Origin of the sequence: Streptomyces roseicoloratus (genome assembly GCF_004117935.1) — a bacterium.
Lineage (GTDB): Bacteria > Actinomycetota > Actinomycetes > Streptomycetales > Streptomycetaceae > Streptomyces > Streptomyces roseicoloratus.
Map to the genome: position 1 here is coordinate 38081 of NZ_SDOY01000007.1, position 21637 is coordinate 59717.

The 21637-nt window shown below is 74.0% G+C and carries 16 protein-coding genes, 1 tRNA gene and 1 pseudogene; 13 read left to right on the forward strand and 5 right to left on the reverse strand.

Annotated elements, in window-relative coordinates; genetic code table 11:
• Window positions 1–130: 130 nt before the first annotated feature.
• Window positions 131–1579, reverse strand: coding sequence for a PP2C family protein-serine/threonine phosphatase (locus ESG85_RS00570; protein ID WP_128976010.1), 1449 nt, complete (start codon window positions 1577–1579; stop codon window positions 131–133).
• Window positions 1580–2499: 920 nt separating this feature from the next.
• On the opposite strand from ESG85_RS00570, the gene ESG85_RS00575 reads away from it, so the two are divergent.
• Both ESG85_RS00575 and ESG85_RS00580 read left to right on the forward strand, forming a co-directional pair.
• Window positions 2500–3156, forward strand: coding sequence for a bifunctional DNA primase/polymerase (locus ESG85_RS00575; protein ID WP_128976024.1), 657 nt, complete (start codon window positions 2500–2502; stop codon window positions 3154–3156).
• Between the two features lie 148 nt (window positions 3157–3304).
• A complete protein-coding gene (locus ESG85_RS00580) occupies window positions 3305–4018 on the forward strand; it encodes a hypothetical protein (RefSeq protein WP_342781108.1) in 714 nt (237 codons plus the stop codon).
• Between the two features lie 254 nt (window positions 4019–4272).
• On the opposite strand, the gene ESG85_RS00585 is transcribed toward ESG85_RS00580, so the two are convergent.
• The 3 genes from ESG85_RS00585 to ESG85_RS00595 form a co-directional block, all read right to left on the reverse strand.
• Window positions 4273–5259, reverse strand: a complete 987-nt coding sequence (locus ESG85_RS00585; protein WP_128976011.1) for a DUF5926 family protein — start codon at window positions 5257–5259, stop codon at window positions 4273–4275.
• Between the two features lie 186 nt (window positions 5260–5445).
• A complete protein-coding gene (locus ESG85_RS00590) occupies window positions 5446–6048 on the reverse strand; it encodes an ATP-binding protein (protein WP_128976012.1) in 603 nt (200 codons plus the stop codon).
• 139 nt (window positions 6049–6187) lie between these two features.
• Window positions 6188–7060, reverse strand: coding sequence for a glycerophosphodiester phosphodiesterase (locus tag ESG85_RS00595; RefSeq protein ID WP_246094741.1), 873 nt, complete (start codon window positions 7058–7060; stop codon window positions 6188–6190).
• A 155-nt stretch (window positions 7061–7215) separates the two neighbouring features.
• Between ESG85_RS00595 and ESG85_RS00600 the strand changes: the two genes are divergently transcribed.
• The 11 genes and pseudogenes from ESG85_RS00600 (at window position 7216) to ESG85_RS00655 (ending at window position 19831) form a co-directional block, all read left to right on the forward strand.
• Window positions 7216–8805 carry a S1C family serine protease gene (locus ESG85_RS00600; RefSeq protein ID WP_128976013.1) on the forward strand — a complete coding sequence of 530 codons (1590 nt, stop codon included), beginning with the start codon at window positions 7216–7218 and terminating at the stop codon, window positions 8803–8805.
• Between the two features lie 104 nt (window positions 8806–8909).
• Window positions 8910–8994: transfer RNA gene (locus ESG85_RS00605), tRNA-Ser, on the forward strand.
• Window positions 8995–9490: 496 nt separating this feature from the next.
• A complete protein-coding gene (locus ESG85_RS00610) occupies window positions 9491–9796 on the forward strand; it encodes a hypothetical protein (RefSeq protein ID WP_128976014.1) in 306 nt (101 codons plus the stop codon).
• 516 nt (window positions 9797–10312) lie between these two features.
• Window positions 10313–11485, forward strand: coding sequence for an acyl-CoA dehydrogenase family protein (locus ESG85_RS00615; protein WP_128976028.1), 1173 nt, complete (start codon window positions 10313–10315; stop codon window positions 11483–11485).
• On the forward strand, window positions 11482–12702 hold the full coding sequence (locus tag ESG85_RS00620) for a bifunctional MaoC family dehydratase N-terminal/OB-fold nucleic acid binding domain-containing protein (protein ID WP_181018924.1): 1221 nt from the start codon (window positions 11482–11484) through the stop codon (window positions 12700–12702). The genes ESG85_RS00615 and ESG85_RS00620 overlap by 4 nt, the downstream gene beginning before the upstream one ends.
• A gap of 1 nt (window position 12703) precedes the next feature.
• Window positions 12704–13975 carry an acyl-CoA dehydrogenase family protein gene (locus tag ESG85_RS00625; protein ID WP_128976015.1) on the forward strand — a complete coding sequence of 424 codons (1272 nt, stop codon included), beginning with the start codon at window positions 12704–12706 and terminating at the stop codon, window positions 13973–13975.
• A pseudogene (locus tag ESG85_RS00630) lies at window positions 13972–14397 on the forward strand (MaoC family dehydratase); the annotation flags it as partial. The gene ESG85_RS00625 and the pseudogene ESG85_RS00630, both read left to right, overlap by 4 nt.
• 248 nt (window positions 14398–14645) lie before the next feature.
• A complete protein-coding gene (locus ESG85_RS00635; RefSeq protein ID WP_128976016.1) occupies window positions 14646–15812 on the forward strand; it encodes a lipid-transfer protein in 1167 nt (388 codons plus the stop codon).
• 52 nt (window positions 15813–15864) lie between these two features.
• Window positions 15865–16917, forward strand: coding sequence for a DUF1906 domain-containing protein (locus tag ESG85_RS35255; RefSeq protein WP_181018925.1), 1053 nt, complete (start codon window positions 15865–15867; stop codon window positions 16915–16917).
• A gap of 298 nt (window positions 16918–17215) precedes the next feature.
• The gene (locus ESG85_RS00650; protein ID WP_128976019.1) at window positions 17216–17806 is read left to right on the forward strand and encodes a SigE family RNA polymerase sigma factor; all 591 of its coding nucleotides are present in this window, start codon (window positions 17216–17218) and stop codon (window positions 17804–17806) included.
• A 372-nt stretch (window positions 17807–18178) separates the two neighbouring features.
• Complete coding sequence (locus tag ESG85_RS00655; RefSeq protein WP_128976020.1) at window positions 18179–19831, forward strand: long-chain fatty acid--CoA ligase; 1653 nt, start codon at window positions 18179–18181, stop codon at window positions 19829–19831.
• Window positions 19832–19874: 43 nt separating this feature from the next.
• On the opposite strand, the gene ESG85_RS00660 is transcribed toward ESG85_RS00655, so the two are convergent.
• A partial coding sequence (locus ESG85_RS00660; RefSeq protein ID WP_128976021.1) for a response regulator occupies window positions 19875–21637 on the reverse strand: 1763 nt, incomplete at its 5' end.

Consider the following 21637-nt stretch of genomic DNA (forward strand, 5'->3'; position numbering starts at 1 on the left):
GTGGGTACGACAGTGGTACGACTCTGAACCATCACCATCGTACGGTCGTGCGGAAGGGGCCCAGCGGCGGAAGACCCATTACCGGCAGGTCAGCCGTCGCCCGCGGTGAGCAGCCTCACGTACGGCGGACTCACTCGAAGCGCGCGGCCAGCAGGACCACGTCCTCGCCGTCGGCGGCGGGGGTGTCGAGGCCCTCGGGGAGCACGGTCCGCAGGACGTGGTCGGCGACGGCGCCCGGATCGGCCCGGTCGGCCCTCGGCACGCTCGCCGCGGCGGCGTGCAGCCGGGCGAAGGCCCGGTCCATGGCGTCGCCGGTGCGCCGGAGCAGCCCGTCGGTGTAGAGCAGCACCGTTTCTCCGGGGGCGGGCGACAGTTCGACGCTGGGCGCCTCCCAGCAGGACAGCATGCCCAGCGGGGCCGACAGCGAGGTCTCCACGTACTCGGTGCGGTGCTCGCCGACGATCAGCGGCGGCGCGTGACCGGCGCCGGCCAGCACGATCCGGCGCGCGGCCGGCTCGCAGTAGGCGAAGAGCGCGGTCGCCGAGCGGGCGGGCTCGGTGAGGCGGAGCAGCAGTTCCAGGTCGGAGAGGACGGCGACCGGGTCCTCGCCCTCCATGACGGCGTACGCGCGGAGCGAGGCCCGCAGCCGTCCCATGGCGGCGAGGGCGCTGGGCCCGCTGCCGGTGACGGAGCCGACGGCGAGGCCGAGGGCGCCGTCGGGGAGCGGCAGCGCGTCGTACCAGTCGCCGCCGCCGTGGGGGCCGGTGCGGTGGCGGGCGGCGAGCTGGACGCCGGGGACCCGGGGCAGCCGGCTGGGCAGCAGTTCCTCGGCGACGGTGGCGACGCGGGTCCGGGCGCGCTCGACCTCCAGGAGGCGGGCGATGTGCTCGGTGGCGAAGCGGGCGTAGAGGCCGACGAGGTGGCGCTGGCGCTCGGCGGGCTCGGCCGGTTCGTCGTACAGCCAGACGAGGGCGCCGAGCTTGCCGGCCTCCTCGGTGGCGAGCGGGAGGGCGTAGCTGGCGGCGTAGCCGAGGCGGGCGGCGACCTCGCGGTGGCGCGGGTCCAGGTCCTCCTCGCCGCGCAGGTCGGGGATGGCGACGGGGCGGGGCAGGGCGCCTTCGGGGAGCGGGTCGAGTCCGTCGAGGATGCGGCCGTACGAGGTGACGCTGCGGGGCACGGTCTCGATGGTGCCGAGCTCGGCGTGGGCGAGGCCGAGGCCGACGGTGAGCGCAGGGCCGAGGCCGTCGGCGGGTTCGAGGACGGCCATGCCGCGGCGGGCGCCGACGAGGGCGGCGCCGGCGCGCAGCACCTCGCGCAGCGCGTCGTCGAGCGAGGCGGCCCTGATCAGGGATTCCGTCATCTCGTGGAGCAGGGTGAGGTCGGAGACCCAGCCGGCGAGGCGGTCCTGGAGGGGCTGGAGCGGACCGGCGGAGGGGCCGGTGACTCCGGAGGCTCCGGGGGTCGCGGACACCGCGGAGGACATCGCGGAGAGCGGCGCGCCGATCGCGGCCGCAGTGTGCGGGGGAGAAGGAACAGTGGAATCGATTCCGGCCACTTTCGGCGCGCGGGGAGTACTCATCGCACTCGGCTTTCCGACCTGCGCGTTTCATGCCATAGCATCGCAAACCCCCAAGTCATTCTGCGCCGCTACCCATCGATCCACATCTACACGCACATGAGGATCGATGTCCAGCATTGTCACCATGGGACTTCTGGTGTCCGTGGGATGTGGGCGAGAGGGTTGAAGACTAGGGGAAGTTGGCCGAAAATTACCCCCGGTGTGCACCATTTGGGGTCGACTGGCGTCGTTTGAAAGCGCGTCATTTTGAGCGTGACGGGTACGTAATCGGTGACGGGCAGGGGCAGTTGGAGACGCGCCCCTGAATACGGACGCGGAACCCGAGCGTCCTCATCACCGCAGGCCGCACCCCTACCCCGAGTGGCGGGGAACGTGTTCCGGCAGGATCGCCGCCTGGAACGCCCGCCGAGAGCGCCCGCCGAGTCCGGGCGCGGCTCGTATGCGCTGAGGCGCGAGTGATACGCACGGTGAAGACATGTGTACGTACGGTGACGTTCACGTGGTGTGATGTGGATTCGGCGTTCAACGGAAAGGAACGAGCGCTCATGCGCGAGATCCTCGGAAGGCGACGCAGGCTCCGGTTCGGGCGCGGCAGGCGCGGGGGCCCGGCGGGCGTGTCGGACCTGATGGGCACGGCGCCCACGACGGAAGACCGGCTCGGAGCGGCGCTCCTCTACGCCACGGAGTGGAGCTGGCCGGTCCTGCCCGGCGTGGGCCTGCGCGTGAGCGCGGCACCGTCGGCGGTCGCGGGCGGGACGCCCGTCGCGGGCTCGGTGGGCGGGGGGCCGGAAGCGGGCACCCAGGCGGGCGCGGGTGCCGGGGCGGCTTCCGGGGCCGCGTCGGGGTCGGCTCTCGGCGCGGGCCCAGGTGCTGCGCCGGGCTCGGGTCCCGGGGCGGAGGCGCGTGCTGGTGCGGGCGTGATGAGACGGCTAGGTGCCTTGAGCCGGCTGGGGGCTGCGGGTCGGCTGGGTGCCTTGAGCCGGCTGGGGGCCCTGGCGTCCGGCGTCCGGACGGGAGCCGGGACCGGGGCGGAGGCACTGCCCGCCGTCGTGGGCTGCGCCTGTCCCGATCCGCAATGCGTCGTCCCCGGCGCGCATCCCTTCGACCCCGGCCTGCTCGCCGCCACCACCGACGCCCGCATGATCCGGTGGTGGTGGAGCCGCCGCCCCGAGGCCCCGGTCCTCCTCGCCACCGGCGGCCGCGCCCCGTGCGCGGTCAGCCTGCCCGCCGTTGCCGGCGCCCACGCCCTGGCCGCGCTCGACGCGCTGGGCATGCGGCTCGGCCCGGTCGTGGCCACGCCCACCCGCTGGGCGATCCTCGTCGCCCCGTACGGCCTCGAACGGCTCGGCGAGCTGCTGTACGCGAAGGACTGCGTGCCCAGTTCCCTGCGCTTCCACGGCGACGGCGGCTATCTGCCGCTGCCGCCCTCCCTCACCGGCGCCGGACAGGTCCGCTGGGAGCGGGCGCCGCTGGCGGGCTCGGCGCGACCGTGGCTGCCGGACGTGGAGGCGGTCGTGGACGCGCTGGTCGAGGCGAGCACGAGCATGCCGGGCGGCGGCAGCAGGCTCGCGTACTGACGGCGGTCCCGGCGCCGCCCGGCTTCACCCGAACGGGTGTGGAACGCCTCGGCATCCAGGCGAAAGGGGCGCGCGGCCGGCCGGGAGCCCACCGGCCGCGGCTATCTTCGCGGGAAGATCCGTTCCCGAGAAGCAGGTGGGCCGACGTATGGGGCGCATGAGTCCGGCACGGCTTCGAGGACTGGGGCTCGGTGCCGCCGTACTGGTCGCCGTCCTGGTGCCGGTCGCCGCGTCGGCCGGTCCGGCGGGAGACCCGGGACGCGACTCGGCCGCGGCGGGCGGCGACGGGGAGGCCGCCGCCGGGGCGGCCGCGGCCGCGGGTTCCGGGGACGCGAAGGGCAAGGGGCTGCTCCCGGACCTGGGCCTCGGGACCGCCCGTAGGACCACCGAAGCCGGGACTCCACCCGACGCCGACACCGGGGAGCCGCGCGCCGTCACGCGCTGCGGACCCGAACTCGCCTCCCCTGACGGGGTCGAGGCGCAGACGTGTGTGGTGACGGAGGGTGCCGAGGCCTGGGGCCGCACGTACTACCGGAACACGACCGGCCAGGAGCTCGACGCCGTCCTCACCCTGATGGCGCCCGCCGGGCGGACCGTACAGGTGCGGTGCGCGGTGGAGGCACGGGACGAACCGGGGACGTGCGAGACGCCGAAGGAGCCGGTGCGGGGCGGAGCCGCTTCCGGCGGCGAGGGAGCCGACGGCGGGGGAGTCGACGGCGGGGGAGTCGGTGGGGGTGGATCCGGCGCCGGCGGATCCGGCGCATTTTCGGCGGTCGCGGAATTCGCCGGAGCGGGAGAGGGCGGCAACACGCCGCTGCTGCTGCGGGCGGGGAGCAACGGGCGGGATCCGGAGGGCAGTTGAGCCGAGAACGCGGAATCCGAGATTCCGTGGCGAGCGCGCGCCGGTCCGCCGGGCAGGACCCCGGACATGAGAACGCCCGATCGCTGGCGACGGGGGATGCACCAGCGACCGGGCTTCCAGAACCGTAACAAGAGATCTGCCGTTCGCAAATTCGATCTCGGTTATTCGGACAGGGATTTAGCCCTTCCGAGGGGGGTCTTGTGGCGGACGTCACCGACTGGTCGGTCTGTCAGTCACGGATACCACCCCGGGTATCAGCTGAGCGTCACCTGACGGTTGGTGAGGCCGCCGCGGGCGCGACGCTCGTCGAGGGTGAGCGGGGCGTCCGACGCGAGCGCCGCGGCGAGCCGCTCGGCGAACGCGGCGGCCGGCTTCTCGCAGTCCTCGGCGGTCATCGAGGTCGGCAGGTCCCACACCGGGACCATGAGCCCGTGGGCCCGGAAGGAGCCGACGAGACGGGTGTCGGGGCCGAGCGAGGAGGTGCCCGCGGCCTGCAGCCGGGCGAGCGCGTCGAGCAGCTTCTCCTCGGGGTGCGGCATGACCCAGCGCAGGTGGTTCTTGTCCGGCGTCTCGCACCAGTACGCGGAGTCCACACCGGTGAGCTTCACGGTCGGGATCGCGGCGGCGTTCGCACGCTCCAGGGAGGCGGTGACCTCCGGGTTGGAATTGTCCGCGGACTCCGGAATCCAGAATTCGAATCCCGAGTGCACGACCGGCGAAAAATCGCTGTCGGCGTCGAGCAGATCCTGAAGTCGCGGACCTTCCGCCGGTACGCGGCGAGGGGCGACCGGAGTGCCGGGTTCGGCGACCAGGGCGCGCTCGAGGGTGTCGGCCAGGTCGCGGGCCAGGTCACCGGACGAGGAGTCGTTCTGCAGGGCGACCAGCACGGAGCCGTCGTCGCGGCGCAGCGCCGGCCAGGCCATCGGCAGCACGGTCGCGAGCGTCACGGACGGCACGCCGTCGGGCAGCCCGCCCTTCAGGGTGAGCGGCACGGTCGCGGCGGGCACCAGCTCGCGCAGCGCGACCCAGTCGCACTCGCCCGGCAGGCCCTCGAAGGGGCGCTGCACGAGCTCGGTCACCGCGTGCGAGGCGGCGCGGCCGTGACACGCCTTGTAGCGGCGTCCCGAACCGCACGGGCAGGGCTCGCGGGCGCCGACGACCGGGATCTCCCCGTTCGTGACCTGTGCCTGGCCGGTGTTGCCGGCCTTGGCGGGCTTCGTCTGGGGGCGCTTCTTGGCCATGGTGTGGCTTTCTCCCGATCGCGGCGGTGCTGTCTCGGGCGCGAGCCTAGCCGCACGCGGTCCCGCACGCGGGTATGCCGGTACCACTTCCTGGGGGTGTGCGGGGGCACGGGAGGCGCCGGGAGCGCGGGGTGCGGGAGGCGACCCGGGCTTCGGGAGCGCGGGCTGCCGCGCTCCTCGCCGGCCTCACTCCAACTCGTCGTACGCGTCCAGGAAGCCGAGTCCGGAGCCGCTGCCGACGCGGGTCGCGAAGTCCTCGCGGCGATGGCCGCCGGTGACCTGCACCCAGACGGTGACCTCGCCGGTCGCGCTGTCCCGTACGCCCCAGTCCTGGGCGAGCGCGCTGATGATGTTCAGCCCCCGGCCGCCGCGCGCGGTGACCGACGGCGTGGCCGGAACAGGGCGGGTGGGACCGCCGCCGTCCGTCACCTCCACCACGAGTCCGCCCGCCCGGTCGACGCTCCAGGCCGCCCGTACGTCACCGTCGCCCATGTCCGCGCAGCCCAGCGGTCTGCCGTGCCGGCAGGCATTGCTCAGCAATTCGGAAAGGATCAGTACCGCGTCGTCGACGACCGAATCGGCCATGCCGCTGCGGCTCAACTGCTCCCGCATCCGGTGCCGCGCCTGCCCCACGCCCGCAGGGCCATGGGGAACGGCCATGCTCGACGACGTGGGCACCTCCTGTGCCACCACCAACGCCACCCCCGAGACCTCCTTTGCCCCACGCCACGAGGTGAATGCCCCGATGGCCTGCACCGGAAACCGGCCAGTAGGACTCCGGTGACGCACTCGTGACGATCGCGTACGTCCCGAACGCGCCGGTGCACACCCCGCACGCCCGTGACGAGCGGTGCAAATGGGGCGAGCGGGCCTCAATGGGCGACCGTGACGGGCTCGGCAGAGCTCGACGGGCGAAGGCGACGGGTCTCTAGAGGCGCCCCAATTGGGACAGGACCTGCTTCGGACGGTTCGTGATGATCGCGTCCACGCCGAGCCGCTCGCACAGTTCGACGTCCTCCGGCTCGTCCACGGTCCAGACGTGGACCTGGTGGCCGGCCTTCTGGAGCCGCAGGATCACGGCGGGGTGGTGGCGCACGATCCGGATCGAGGGGCCGGCGATCCGCGCGCCGGCCGGAAGCCGTCCGTCGCGCAGCCGCGGGGACACGAACTGGGAGAGCGAGACCGTGGGCAGCGTCGGCGCGGCCTTCGCGATGCGGTGCAGCGAACGGGCCGAGAAGCTCATGACGCGGACCGGCGACTCCTCGGGGGCGGCGGGCGCGGCGAGACCGAAGCGGTCGAGGAGCTGCAGCAGCTTCTCCTCCACCTGCCCGGCCCAGCGGGTGGGGTGCTTGGTCTCGATGGCCAGTTCTATGTGCCGGCCGGTGTCGGAGACCAGCTCCAGGAGGCGTTCGAGGGTGAGGACGGAGGTGGCCTCGGGGTCGGTCCGGCCGGCGGTCCGGTCGCCGCTTCGGTCGCCGGTCCGGTCGCCGGTTCGGTCGGGGCTCTCGACGGCTTCGTCGCGGCCCTTCCAGGTGCCGAAGTCGAGCGCGGCGAGGTCGGCGAGCTCCAGGGCGGAGACGGCGCCCTTGCCGTTGGAGGTGCGGTTGACGCGGCGGTCGTGGACACAGACCAGGTGGCCGTCGGCGGTGAGCCGGACGTCGCACTCCAGGGCGTCGGCGCCGTCCTCGATGGCCTTCACGTAGGCGGCCAGGGTGTGCTCGGGGGCGTCCTCGGAGGCGCCGCGGTGGGCGACCACCTGGACGGCGGCGCGGCGGTTCGGCTGCAGCGGTACGTGGGTCACCGCGTCATGGTACGGGTGTCTGTTATCGCCCCATATAAAGATAGTGGGTGCCGCACACAGGTCCGGCTTACAGTGGCCTGACGTGCTGTGGGAAAAGCTGACCACAGCGACCGTGCAATCCGTGCGACGGTCGGAGAGTGAGCGAGGAGAGAGCTGTGAGCACCGAGAACGAGGGCGCGGCGGTTCCGGCGGACCAGGGTGCCCCGTCCACGCCTCCCACGCCTCCGGCCACGCCTGCCACCCCGCCCGCCCCTGCCGCCCCGCCGTCCGCGCCGCCGGCGCAGCCGCCCGCCACCACCCAGGAGCCGATCCCGGCGGAACCTGCGGCAGCGACCCAGCAGCCGACCCCGGCTCCCACCCCGGCCCCGACCTCGGCCCCGGCCCCGCCCCCCGCCTCCGAGCAGCCGACGGCGATCCAGGCTCCGCTGACGGAGACGACGGCCCCCCTGCCCCCGACCTCCCAGCCCACCCCCGCCCAGGCTCAGACCGCCGCCCAGGCCCCCGCCCCCGCACACGACCATGCCCACGCCCACGCCCCGGCCCCGGCGGCGGGCGGATGGCCCCCGGCCCCGCCCGCGACCCCGGCCTGGGGCGCGCCGGCGGCGCCCGTCCCGGAGGCGCCGCGCAAGCGCGGCGGCGGTCTGGTGGCGGCCGTCCTCGTGGCGGCCCTGGTGGCCGGCGGTGTCGGCGGGGGCATCGGTTACTGGGCGGCGTCGCAGCGCGACGACTCCGCCGCCTCGACCACGGTCTCGTCGGGCGACGCGCCCTCCTCCTTCAAGCGGGACCCGGGCACGGTGGCGGCGATCGCCGCGAAGGCGCTGCCGAGCGTGGTGACCATCCAGGCGAAGTCGGGCGGTGTGGAAGGCGAGGGCGGCACGGGCACGGGCTTCGTCTACGACAAGGAAGGCCACATCGTCACCAACAACCACGTGGTGGCGTCGGCGGCGGAGGGCGGCACGCTCTCCGCGACGTTCTCGAACGGCAAGACGTACGACGCGGAGGTCGTGGGCCGGGCCGAGGGCTACGACGTGGCGGTGCTGAAGCTGAAGAACGCGCCCGGGAACCTGACGCCGCTGCCGCTGGGCGACTCGGACAAGGTCGCGGTCGGCGATTCGACGATCGCGATCGGCGCGCCGTTCGGCCTGTCGAACACGGTCACCACGGGCATCATCAGCGCCAAGAACCGCCCGGTCGCCTCGGGCGACGGGGCCGGCGGCAAGAACTCGTACATGAGCGCGCTGCAGACGGACGCCTCGATCAACCCGGGCAACTCCGGCGGCCCGCTGCTCGACGCGAGCGGCGCGGTGATCGGCATCAACTCGGCGATCCAGTCGACGGGCAGCGGCTTCGGCCAGTCCCAGGCGGGCTCGATCGGCCTGGGCTTCGCCATCCCGGTGAACCAGGCCAAGAACGTCGCCGAGCAGCTGATCAAGACGGGCAAGCCGGTCTACCCGGTCATCGGCGCGGTGGTGAACATGCAGGACCGGGGCGAGGGCGCGACGATCGCGGAGCAGGGCACCGGCGGCACCCCGTCCATCACGCCGAACGGCCCCGCGGCGAAGGCGGGCCTGAAGCCGGGCGACGTGATCACCGGCTTCGGCGACCACCAGATCGACAGCGGCCCCACCCTGATCAGCGAGATCTGGACCCACCAGCCCGGCGACTCCGTCAAGATCACCTACGAACGGGCCGGCAAGCCCGCCACCACCACGGTCACCCTCGGCGAACGCACCGGCGACAACTGACCCCACCCGACTCACCCGAGCCTTCCCCGCCACCCGCCACCCGCCACCCGGCCTCCGGGAGCCGGTAGGCTGTAGCCGCTCCGCGCCAGGTGGCGCGGGGCGAGGGTGGGTTGCCCGAGCGGCCTAAGGGAACGGTCTTGAAAACCGTCGTGGCGAGAGTCACCGTGGGTTCAAATCCCACACCCACCGCACATGTCGAAGGCCCCTGACCAGGTAAATCGGTCGGGGGCCTTGGTGTTTCGCCCTCCTTGGCTGGCCGTCGTTCCCCGGTGCTTCCCGCACGATCGGGCACGGGAGGGGCACGGCGCCTTCTGAGCCGTTGCTCGGGACGGGGGCGGGGACGGGGGCGGACGTCGGTGGTGGGGGTGCGGGGTGGGTGGAGAGTCGCCGAAACGGTTCTCCTCTTGTGTCGCCCGGTCTTTCCGGATCCGGCCCGCTGTGGGGCGTGTGAGCTGTGCGTTTGTTGGGAGAAAGGGGGTTTATCTACTTGTCCTCACACTTGAGGGGGAAAGCGGCACACCTGGGTGGTTCGCCGGGGATTCGGTGGGCAACTCTGATCTTGCGACGTCGAGCACATCGACCGGAGCGGTCGGCCAACTGCCCTGGTCTCGGGAGTAGTTCACGCATTCAGAGCCGTTGCTCAGTGCTTCGGAATTTCAGAGTTCCAGTTCCTGGAGGAACACACATGGCAAGCATCCGTACCGCCCGCGTTCTCGCCGCTGCCGCCGCCCTGCCCCTCACCGCCGCGCTCTTCGCGGGAGTGGCTCAGGCCGACAACGGTGGATTCGCGAACGACGGATCGAATGCGAGCGTCGCCACGATCATCGGCAGCGGTGTCGGCGGCAACAACAACGGCAACTCCACCACCACCCAGCAGGTGGCGACCGGTTCCGGCGCCTCCAACCAGAACAACACCGCGAGCGTGAACGGCTCCGCGCTCACCCACATCGACCAGTCCAACGCGGTGGTCAACTTCTTTCCATGGTGGTAGCCGGCCCGACGGGGGGACTGATCGCGGGGAGCGATCGTGGGGGAGCGGCAGTGAGGGGGCGGTCGCGGGGAGTGCGGTCGTGAGGTCACGGGAATCGTGGTCGTGAGGCGAACGGCGGCCCGGGCGGCGGTACTTCGGTATCGACGTCCGGGCCGCCCTTGCGTGTCCGCGACGGCCCTCGCGTGCCTGCGATGGTTGTGGTGTGTTCGCGACGGTCGTCGTGGGTGGCTTCGGGCTCGTGCTGTCCGCGGTTCGCGCGCGTGGTGGGGGTGGCGTGTGCGGTGACGGTTCCCGTATGCCGTGGCGGTTCCCGTGCGCGGTGACGGTTCCGTGTGCGGTGGCTGTTCCCGCGCGCGGTGGCGACCCCCGTACGCGGTCACGGTCCCCGCGCGCGGCCACCGGGCCCGTCGCCGTTCTTGACAGAGGTCCTCGGTCTGAATGAATCTGACGGACAGTCAGAAAATGTGGGAGCCCACGACCGAAGCCCGTCCGTCCTCCTCACGAGAGGCCGTCGCCGTGCACCTCGCCCCGACCGAACGGCAGCTGCGGCTGCGCGCCGAGCTCCGCGCGTACTTCCGCGATCTGATGCCCGACGGCCCGCCCCCGCCCGCCGACTCCGCCGCCCAGCGCGCCCTGCTGCGCCGCATCGGTGCCGACGGGCTGCTGGGGCTCGGCTGGCCCGAGGAGTACGGCGGGCAGGGCCGCGGGCCCGACGAGCAGTTCGTCTTCTTCGACGAGGCCTACCGGGCCGGCGCCCCCGTCTCCATGGTCACCCTCAACACCGTCGGCCCCACCCTGATGAAGTACGGGACCGACGAGCAGAAGGCGGCCTTCCTGCCCGGCATCCTCCGCGGCGAGACCGTCTTCGCCATCGGCTACAGCGAGCCCGAGGCCGGCACCGACCTCGCCTCCCTCCGCACCCGCGCCGTACGCGACGGGGACTCCTGGCTGGTCGACGGGCAGAAGGTCTTCACCTCCAACGCCCAGAACGCCGACTGGATCTGGCTGGCCTGCCGCACCGACAGCGACCCCGGCACCCCGCGCCACCGCGGCATCTCCATCGTCCTGGTCCCCACCGACGCCCCGGGCTTCTCGTGGACGCCCATCGAGACCGTCGGCGGTCTGACCACCACGGCCACCTCCTACGACTCCGTCCGCGTGCCGCTCGGCAACCTCGTCGGCCCCGAGCACGGCGGCTGGGGACTCATCACCAACCAGCTCAACCACGAACGGGTCGCCCTCGCCGCGATCGGCATGCAGGCCGAGGACTTCTACGCGGCCGCCCTGCGCTCCGCCCGTAACCCCGATCCCGTGACCGGCGCACGCCGGATCGACGAGCCCTGGATACGGATCCGCGCCGCCGAGGCCCACGCCCGGCTCGCGGCGACCCGCCTGCTCAACTGGCGTCTGGTCGGGGACGTGGGCGCCGGTCGGCTGGGGCCGGGCGACGCGAGCGGCGTGAAGTTCGCGGGCACGGAATCCGCGGTCGAGGTGTACCGCATGTGCCAGGAGATCGCGGGCCCGGCCGCACTGGTCCGAGCGGGTTCGCCGGGCGCCTTCGACGGCGGCGAACTCGAACGCATGAACCGGGCCGCCCAGATCAACACCTTCGGCGGCGGCGTGAGCGAGGTGCAGCGCGAGATCGTCGCGACGATGCGGCTCGGCATGAAGGGAAGGGGGCGCCGATGAGCGGCGCGGACGGCACCAGGGCAAGCCAAGAGGCCGTCGACGACGCGCTGTTCGAGCGGATCAGGGCGTACGAAGGGCGGCCGACGTCCAACGCCTCCGTCGGCAAGGACCCCGTCAACCTGCCCATGATCCGCCACTGGTGCGAGGCCATGGGCGACACCGACCCCGCGTACCGAGGGCCCGATGCCGTCGCGCCGCCCACCATGCTCCAGGCGTGGACCATGGGCGGCCTCTCCGGGCATCCCGACCGCTCCGGGGCCTACGAGGAGCTGTCCGCCCTCCTCGACGACGCCGGGTTCACCTCGATCGTCGCCACCGACTGCGAGCAGGAGTACCTGCGACCGCTGCGACCCGGTGACCTGATCACCTTCGACGCCGTCATCGAGGCGGTCTCGCCGCGCAAGACCACCAAGCTCGGCGCCGGGTACTTCATCACCACGCGCATGGACGTACGGGCCGGCGGCGTACTCGCCGGGACCCATCGCTTCCGCGTCCTCAAGTACGCACCGACCCGGCAGCCCCCGTCTGCCGGCGAGTCCCAGTCGGTAGTCCGGCAGCCCCCGTCCGCCGGCGAGTCCCAGTCGGTAGTCCGGCAGTCCCCGTCCGCCGGTGAGTCCCCGTCGGCCCAGCAGTTCACACCCGTCCGTGGGTCCCGGTCGGTCCGGCGGTCTCCCCAGGCTCATCCGTCCCCGCAGGCTCATCCGTCTCCGCCGGCTCGTCCGTCTCCGCCGGCTCGTCGGTCCGAGGAGCCTCGCCAGGTCGGGCGGCCCCGGACGTCCGAAAAGCCCCGGCAGCCCGAGCGGGACCATGAGCGGCCCCGGCGGCCGCGGCCCGTGATCAACCGCGACAACGCGGGCTTCTGGGCGGGTGTCGCGGAGCACCGCCTGCTGATCCAGAGCTGCGCCGGTTGCTCGACCCCGCGTTTCCCCTGGCTGCCCGGCTGCAACGCCTGCGGCTCGCAGGAGTGGGACACCGTCGAGGCGAGCGGCGAGGGGACCGTCTACTCGTACGTGGTGATGCACCACCCGCCCTTCCCCGCCTTCGAGCCGCCCTACGCGGTCGGGCTGATCGAACTCGCCGAAGGCGTGCGGATGGTCAGCAACGTCGTCGGCGTGCCGTACGACAAGGTACGGATCGGGATGCCGGTGCGGCTGGAGTTCCTGCGCGTGGACGAGGACCTCGAACTCCCCGTCTTCCGCGCGGGAGGAGAGGGCTGACATGGACTTCACCCCCACCGAGGAGCAGCAGGCCGCCCGCGAGCTCGCCGCGCGCGTCTTCGGCGACCTCTCCACGCACGAGCGGCTCGCCGCCGCCGGCACCGGCACGGACGCCGAGCTGTGGAAGGCCCTGTGCGCCGCCGGACTGCCCGGCGCCGTCGAGGAGGTCGGACTCCTCGGCCTCGTCCTGATGGCCGAGGAACAGGGGCGTACGACCGCCCAGGTGCCCTTCACGGCGAGCTGCGTGTACGGACTCCTCGCCGTGGCCCGGCACGGCACGGAGGACCAGCGGGCCCGGCTGCTGCCGGGACTGAGGGACGGTTCGGCGGTCGCGACGGGAGCCTTCCCGGCGGCGGGTGTCTTCCCGGTGGCGAGTGCCTCCCCGGCGGCGGGCGCCTCCTCCCCGGCGGCGGGCGCGTCCTCGGCGGCGGGAGCTGGGGCCGGCGCCGGAGCCTTACGCGCCGAGCGTGGCGCCGTACGGGCCGAGTCTGACGCCGTACGGGCCGAGTCTGACGCGGTGCGGGCCGGGTCTGACGCGGTACGTGCGGAGCCCGGCGCCGTACGTGCGGAGCCCGGCAACGTACGCGCCGAGCCCAGCCCCGTACGCGCCGACCGCGGGCAGCGGCTCGCCGGCAGCGTCGCCTGGGTGCCCTGGCTGCGGGACGCCACCCATGTCCTCGTACCGGACGAGCAGCGCGCCCTGTGGCTCGTGCGTACCGAGGACGCCGGGCCGGCGGAGGACGTCGAGCTCACCGCGCCCTGGTCCGCCGGGCGGCTCGTCCTCGACCGGACGCCCGGCGAGCGGGTCGGCGGGCCCGGGGCGTACGACGACGTGCTCGCCGCCGCCCGGATCGCCTTCGCGGGGCTCCAGGCGGGCGTCTGCGCCGGGTCGCTGGCCCGGGCGGTGGCGTACACCTCGGTGCGGGAGCAGTTCGGGCGGCCGCTGTCCTCGCACCAGGCGGTCCAGCTGCGTGCCGCCGACGCGCACATGGACACGGAGTCCATCCGCGTCACCGCCTACGAGGCGGCCTGGCGGTACGACCAGGCCCTGCCCGCCGCCGCGCACGCCCTGACGGCGGCCTGGTGGGCCTCGGAGGCGGGGAAGCGGGTCGTCCACGCCGGCCAGCACCTGCACGGCGGCATGGGCGCGGATCTCGGGCATCCCGTCCACCGGCACTTCCTCTGGGGCCGCCAGCTCGACGCGTACCTGGGCTGCGGCACCGAACTCCTCGCCGAACTGGGCGACCTGCTCGCGAAAGGAGAGGCCGCATGAGAGCGGAGGCCGAGCGGACGGATCCGGAGGTCCGGGTCGTCAAGGCCGGGGACGCGTTGGCGCCGCTCGCGATTCCCGTCACCCGCACCCTGATCGTCGCCGGTGCCGTCGCCTCCCGCGACTACCAGGACGTCCACCACGACGCCGAGCTGGCCCGGGAGAAGGGCTCCCCGGACATCTTCATGAACATCCTCACGACCAACGGCCTCGTCGGGCGGTACATCACCGACCGCCTCGGCCCCGGCGCCGTGCTCCGCAAGGTCGCCATCCGGCTCGGTGCCCCCAACTACCCGGGGGACACCATGACCTTGACCGGGACGGTCACCGAGGTCGAGGGCACCACGGCGCGGGTGCGCGTCGTCGGCGCCAACCGGCTGGGCCACCACGTCACGGGCAGTGTGACCGTCGAACTGCCCGCAGAACCGCCGACCGGCGTGCCCGCAGAACCGCCGACCGGCGTGCCCGCAGAACCGCCGACCGGCGTGCCCGCAGAACCGCCGGCCGGCGTGCCCGCAGAACCGCCGGCCGGCGTGCCCACAGAGCCACCCGCGGGCGACCACACAGAGCCACCGGCCGGGCCGCCCGCCGAACCGCCCACCGGCGTGCCCGCAGCACCGCCGGCCGGCGTGCCCGCCGAACCGCCCACCGGCCCGGACCCGGAGGTGTCCCGATGAGCCTGCACGCCCCGGACGGCCTCGGCGGGCGGGCCGCCGTCGTCGGGATCGGCGCCACGGAGTTCTCCAAGGACTCCGGCCGCAGCGAGCTCGCCCTCGCCGTGGAGGCCGTGCACACGGCGCTCGACGACGCCGGTCTCGTCCCCGCCGACGTCGACGGCCTGGTCACCTTCACCATGGACACCAGTCCCGAGATCACCGTCGCCCAGGCGGCCGGCATGGGCGAGCTGTCCTTCTTCTCCCGCGTCCACTACGGCGGCGGCGCCGCCTGCGCCACCGTCCAGCAGGCCGCGCTCGCCGTCACCGCCGGGATCGCCGAAGTGGTCGTCTGCTACCGGGCGTTCAACGAGCGCTCGGGGCGCCGCTTCGGCTCCGGCGTGCAGCAGCGCGAGCCGTCGGCGGAAGGCGTGGCGCTCGGCTGGCAGCTGCCCTTCGGGCTGCTCACGCCGGCCTCCTGGGTCGCCATGACCGCTCAGCGCTACCTCCACACCTACGGGCTCACGCCGGACGCCTTCGGCCATGTCGCCGTCACCGACCGGCGGTACGCGGCCACCAACCCCGCCGCGTACTTCCACGGCAAGCCGATCACCCTCGCCGACCACGCCGCCTCGCGCTGGATCGCCGAGCCGCTGCGGCTGCTCGACTGCTGCCAGGAGACCGACGGCGGCCAGGCGATCGTCGTCACCTCCACCGAGCGCGCCCGCGACCTGCGCCGTCCGCCCGCGGTGATCGTGGCCGCCGCCCAGGGCGCGGGCCGGAACCAGGAGGCGATGACCAGCTTCTACCGGGACGGACTGACCGGTCTGCCGGAGATGGGCGTCGTGGCCCGCCAGCTGTGGCGGAGCTCCGGACTCCGGCCCGGGGACATCGACGTCGGCATCCTCTACGACCACTTCACGCCCTTCGTCCTCATGCAGCTGGAGGAGTTCGGCTTCTGCGGACCGGGCGAGGCGGCCGACTTCGTGGCGGCCGACGCGCTGCCGCTGAACACCCACGGCGGCCAGCTGGGCGAGGCGTACCTGCACGGGATGAACGGGATCGCCGAGGCGGTCCGACAGATCCGCGGCACGTCCGTGAACCAGATACCGGGGGCGGCCAGGACCCTGGTCACGGCCGGGACCGGCGTTCCCACGTCCGGGTTGATCCTGGGCACGGACGGCTGAGGCCACGCCACCAGCGGTGGCCGCACGCGGCGGGGCGCCTTTCACTCGCGCCATGAGCAACGTCCCACCGCGTCACCCCTGCCCCACCTGCCCCACCTGCCCCACCGGCCCGACCTGCTCCACCGGCCCGACCTGCCCCACCCGCCCGACCTGCCCGACCCGCTCCACCGGCCCGACCTGCCCTGCCTGGTCCACCTGCCACGCGGGCTCCCACCGCACCGAACGCACCCGCCCGAGGCGGACCCGCGCCGCCGTCCGCGCCGCCGTCGCCGCGACGGTCGCCGCGGTCGCGGCGACCGCGGCCCTCCTGGCCGCTCCCGCGTACGGGGCGCCGGCCCCGCCCACCGACCGGACCCCGGCCGCCGCCGCGCCCGCCGCGCCCGCGCCCCGGTACTTCGCGGGGCGGGCGTTCGACACGTGCGAGGCGCCGTCGCTCGACGTGATGAGGGCCTGGCGGGCCTCGCCGTACCAGGCCGTCGGGGTGTACTTCGGGGGCCGCGGCCGGGGCTGCCGTACCCAGCGGCAGCTCACTCCCGGGTGGGTCGCCTCGGTGCACGCCCAGGGCTGGCGGCTGCTGCCGCTGTTCGTGGGCTCGCAGGCGCCGTGCGTGATCGCCGAGGCCAAGCGGCGGTACGCGATCGGCCGCAGCCCCTGGCGGCAGGGCACCCGGGAGGGCGGTGAGGCGGTACGGGCCGCCAGGGCGCTCGGCCTGGCCGCGGGCAGCCCGCTCTACCTGGACATCGAGGCGTACCGGACGGGCGACGCCCGGTGCGCGGAGACGACCCTGCTCTTCGTCCGGGCGTGGAACCGGGAGGTCCGTCGCCTCGGCTACCTCGCCGGGTTCTACGGCAGCTCCGACAGCGGCGTCCGGGAACTGGAGCGACAGCGGGCGGCGGGGACGCGGGACCTGCCGACAGCGGTCTGGTTCGCGCGCTGGCGGGCCCGGCCCGCGCTCGACACGGAGCGCTCGCTGCACCCGCTCGCCTGGCGGCCGCACGCCCGGATCCACCAGTACGCGGGCGAGGTCGCCGAGACCCATGGCGGCCGGCGGCTCGTGATCGACCGCAACCTGGTCGACGCGCCGGTGGCCCGCGTCGGCACCTGACGGCCGCCGGGCGACCCGGCGCCCCGACCCTGCCGCCCCGACCCTGCCGCCCCGACCTGGCGCCTCGACCCCTGTTGCCCCCGTCCTGGCGCCTCGACCCCTGTGCCCCCGGCCTGGCGCGTCGACCCCTGTTCCCCCGATCCTGGCGCCTCAACCCCGGCGCCCCGACCCTGACGTCCCCCGTCTGCGGCTCCACCTTCAGGAGGTCGGGCGGTCCCCACCCCTACAACCTGAGGCGGAGTGCGGTTCGGGACCTGGGGCCGATCCGGTGGCGGGGGCCCGCTCATAGCGTGGAACCATGACTCCGCCGCCTTCCGGCCCCGTCTGTGCCGGCGCATCCACGGCCGCCACGGCCCACCGCACCCGCCCCGGCGCCGGCCCCGCGCCGCACGCCGCGTACCCGTCGTTCACCTCGTACGTCCGGGCCCGCGGGCCCGTCCTCCTGCGCACCGCGCGCTCGCTGACCGCGAACCACTCGGACGCGGAGGACCTGCTGCAGACGGCGCTCGCCAAGACGTACGTCGCCTGGGAGCGCATCGAGGACCACCGCGCCCTGGACGGCTACGTCCGGCGCGCGTTGCTGAACACCCGTACCTCGCAGTGGCGCAAGCGCAAGGTCGACGAGTTCGCCTGCGACGAGCTCCCGGAGCCCCTCGGGCTGCCCGCGCCGGACCCGGCGGAGCGCCAGGTGCTGCACGACGCGATGTGGCGTGCGGTGATGAAGCTCCCCGACCGCCAGCGGGCGATGGTCGTCCTCAGGTATTACGAGGACCTGAGCGAGGCGCAGACCGCCGAGGTGCTCGGGGTCTCCGTCGGAACGGTCAAGAGCGCCGTCTCGCGGGCGCTCGGCAAGCTCCGCGAGGACCCGGAGCTGGCCCCCGTACGGTGAGGACGACCCGTCCCGGGCGGCGGTCCGGCAGTCCGGCGGCCTGCGCGCCACCGGGCAACCGGCGTTCCGACGGTCGGAGACTCGCGGGCCGACCCAGGCAAGCGACCTTCCGACGGCCCGGAGACTCGAGGGCCGACCCACGCAACCGGCGTTCCGACGGCCCGGGGACCCGCGGGCGACCCAGGCAACCGGCGTTCCGGCGGCCGGCTGCCGGCGGACAAACCGCGCGCCCACGCCGCTCAACCGAGGGTTACCCTCGGTTATGCCAGTGATCGCTGGCAAATTCGTACTCCTGGGTAGTGACATACCGCCCGGTACGCGCGCAGAATCAGCCCATTCCTACTGCCGCGTAGCGCCCTCGGGAGGACGCCCGTGCTCAGCACCATGCAGGACGTACCACTGACCGTCACCCGCATCCTGAAGCACGGGATGACGATCCACGGGAGGTCCACCATCACGACGTGGACCGGAGACGGCGAGCCGCAGCGCCGTACGTTCGCGGAAGCCGGCGCGCGCGCCGCCCAGTTGGCCAACGCCCTGCGCGACGAGCTCGGCGTCACCGCCGGCGAGCGGGTGGCCACCCTGATGTGGAACAACGCCGAGCACGTCGAGGCGTACTTCGCGATCCCCGCCATGGGCGCGGTCGTCCACACCCTCAACCTCCGCCTGCCCGCCGAGCAGCTGGCCTGGATCGCCAACCACGCCGCCGACCGCGTGGTCCTCGTCAACGGCTCCCTGCTCCCGCTCCTCGCCCCGCTGCTCCCGCACCTGCCCACGGTCGAGCACGTCGTCGTCACCGGCGCGGGCGACCGCTCCCTCCTGGACGGCGCGGCGCCGCGCGTGCACGAGTACGAGGAGCTGATCGCCGGCCGTCCCGCCACGTACGACTGGCCCGAGCTCGACGAGCGCAGCGCCGCCGCCATGTGCTACACCTCCGGCACCACCGGCGACCCCAAGGGCGTCGTCTACTCCCACCGCTCCATCTACCTGCACTCGATGCAGGTGAACATGACGGAGTCGATGGGCCTGACGGACAAGGACACCACCCTGGTCGTGGTCCCGCAGTTCCACGTGCTCGCCTGGGGCCTGCCGCACGCCACCTTCATGACCGGCATCAACATGCTGATGCCGGACCGTTTCCTCCAGCCGGCCCCGCTCGCCGAGATGATCGAGCGCGAGAAGCCGACCCACGCCGCCGCCGTCCCCACCATCTGGCAGGGCCTGCTCGCCGAGGTCACCGCCAACCCGCGCGACATCAGCTCCATGGCGCAGGTGACCATCGGCGGCGCGGCGTGTCCGCCCTCGCTCATGGAGGCGTACGACAAGCTCGGGGTCCGCCTCTGTCACGCCTGGGGCATGACGGAGACCTCGCCGCTCGGCACCATGGCCCACCCGCCGGCCGGCCTCACGCCGGAGGAGGAGTGGCCGTACCGCGTGACGCAGGGCCGCTTCCCGGCGGGCGTCGAGGGCCGGCTGGTCGGCCCCGGTGGCGAGATCCTGCCCTGGGACGGAGAGTCGGCGGGCGAGCTGGAGGTCCGCGGCAACTGGATCGCGGGCGCGTACTACGGCGGCGCGGACGGCGAACCGTTCCGCCCCGACGACAAGTTCAGCGAGGACGGCTGGCTGAAGACCGGCGACGTCGGCGTCATCAGCGCCGACGGCTTCCTCACCCTCACCGACCGCGCCAAGGACGTCATCAAGTCCGGCGGCGAGTGGATCTCCTCCGTCGAGCTGGAGAACGCCCTCATGGGCCACCCGGCCGTCGCCGAGGCCGCCGTCGTCGCCGTCCCCGACGACAAGTGGGGCGAGCGCCCGCTCGCGACCGTCGTCCTCAAGGAGGGCGCGAGCGCGGACTACGAGGAGCTGCGCGCCTTCCTCGCCGCCGAGGGCGGCATCGCCAAGTGGCAGCTTCCGGAGCGCTGGGCGATCGTGCCGGCCGTCCCGAAGACGAGCGTCGGCAAGTTCGACAAGAAGGTGATCCGCAAGCAGTACGCGGAGGGCGAGCTGGACGTGACGCAGCTCTGAGTCCGAGCAAGGAGAGGCGGCACCAACCGGCCCCGGCCGTGGGCTAGTTGGTGCCGATCTTCGCGAGCAGGTCGACGATCCTGGCCTGCACCTCGGCGCTGGTCGACCGCTCCGCGAGGAACAGCACCGTCTCGCCCGAGGAGAGCCGGGGCAGTTCGGCCTCGTCGAGGCCCGCGGAGGTGTAGACGACCAGCGGCGTGCGGTTCAACCGGCCGTTGGCGCGCAGCCAGTCGATGATCCCGGCCCGGCGGCGGCGCACCTGCATCAGGTCCATCACCACCAGGTTCGGCCGCATCTGCTGGGCCAGCGAGACCGCCTCGGTGTCGGTCGCCGCCCGCACCACCTGCATCCCGCGCCGCTCCAGCGTCGCCGCGAGCGCCTGGGCGATCTCCTCGCTCTCCTCGATGAGGAGCACGCGGGACGGGTGCTGCTCGCTGTCCCGTGGTGCCAGCGCCTTCAGCAGGACGGCGGGATCGGCGCCGTACGCCTCCTCGCGGGTCGCCTGCCCGAGCCCGGCCGCGAGCAGCACCGGCACCTCGGCGGCGACCGCCGCCTGCCGCAGCGACTGCAGCGCGGTACGGGTGATGGGGCCGGTCAGCGGGTCGACGAAGAGCGCGGCCGGGAAGGCGGCGATCTGCGCGTCGACCTCCTCGCGGGAGTGCACGATCACCGGCCGGTAGCCGCGGTCGCTCAGCGCCTGCTGCGTGGCCACGTCGGGCGCGGGCCAGACGAGCAGCCGGCGCGGGTTGTCCAGCGGCTCCGGGGGCAGTTCGTCGTCGACGGGCTGCGGGACCGGCTGGTTCGACACCTCCACCGCGCCGCCGGGGCCGTCCAGCGGCTCGGGCCCCTCCGCCGAGCCTTCGGCGGGCGCCTCTATCGCGTACGCACGGCCTTCGGGAGCGGGCGTCGGGCCGAGCTTGGCGGCTGCGGAGGGCATGGCTGCGGGCGTGGCGGCGGGCATGACGGGGGGTACGGGGGCCGCGGGCGTACCGGCGACGGCGGGGCCGTCCGCCAGGCCGTCCATGGGGCCGTTCGCGGGGCCGGGCGACTTCGCCGCGGCCATCGGGATCGGAGTCTCCGCCGGAGGGTGGGCCTTCGCGGTGGCCTCGGGCACGGCGGCGGGGACCGGGCCGGCGGACGACTGGGCGGCCGTCGGCGCCGCGGCCGGCGTCGGCGCCGGCGTCGCGGAGGGCGGGACCGGTGTGGGCTGCCGGCCCTCCGCCGCCGGGTTGCCGAGCTTGCGCCGACGGCCGGAGGGCGCGGGCGCGGACGGGGGCGTGGGCATGGGCGTGGGCATGGCGGAACCGGCCGGGGCGGGAGCGGGCCGGGCGGGCGTCGGCGTCGCGGGCTGGACGAAGGGCACGCCCTGACCGAGGGTCCGCACGCTGAACGCACGCCCCCCTTGCGTCCCGTCCTTGGGCACGGACCCGGCCGCGGGAGCCGGCGGCGCGGCGGGAGCCGGCGGCGCGGCCGAGGCTGCCGGAGCCGACGGAGCCGCGGGAGCGGTCGGAGCCGTCGGCATCTCGGGCGGCAGCGGTACGGAGCCGGTGCCGGTCCCCCTCGTGGTGGCGGCCGGAACGGTCACCGGTGCCTGCGGTCCCTGCGGCACCTGCCCGGCGTGCGGTACCTGCTCCGCGTGCGTGGCGGGCAGCGGGTGCGGCTGCGGCGGCGTGTGGTCGTCCTGCGGCAGGGCCCGTACGGCCCCGTGGGCGGCCGTGGCGGCCGGGGCGGGGTCCGTGCCGCGGTCGGCGTCGGCAGGCGGCAGCGCGAACGGCGTACGCGGCCCGGCCTCGGCCGCCGCGGCCC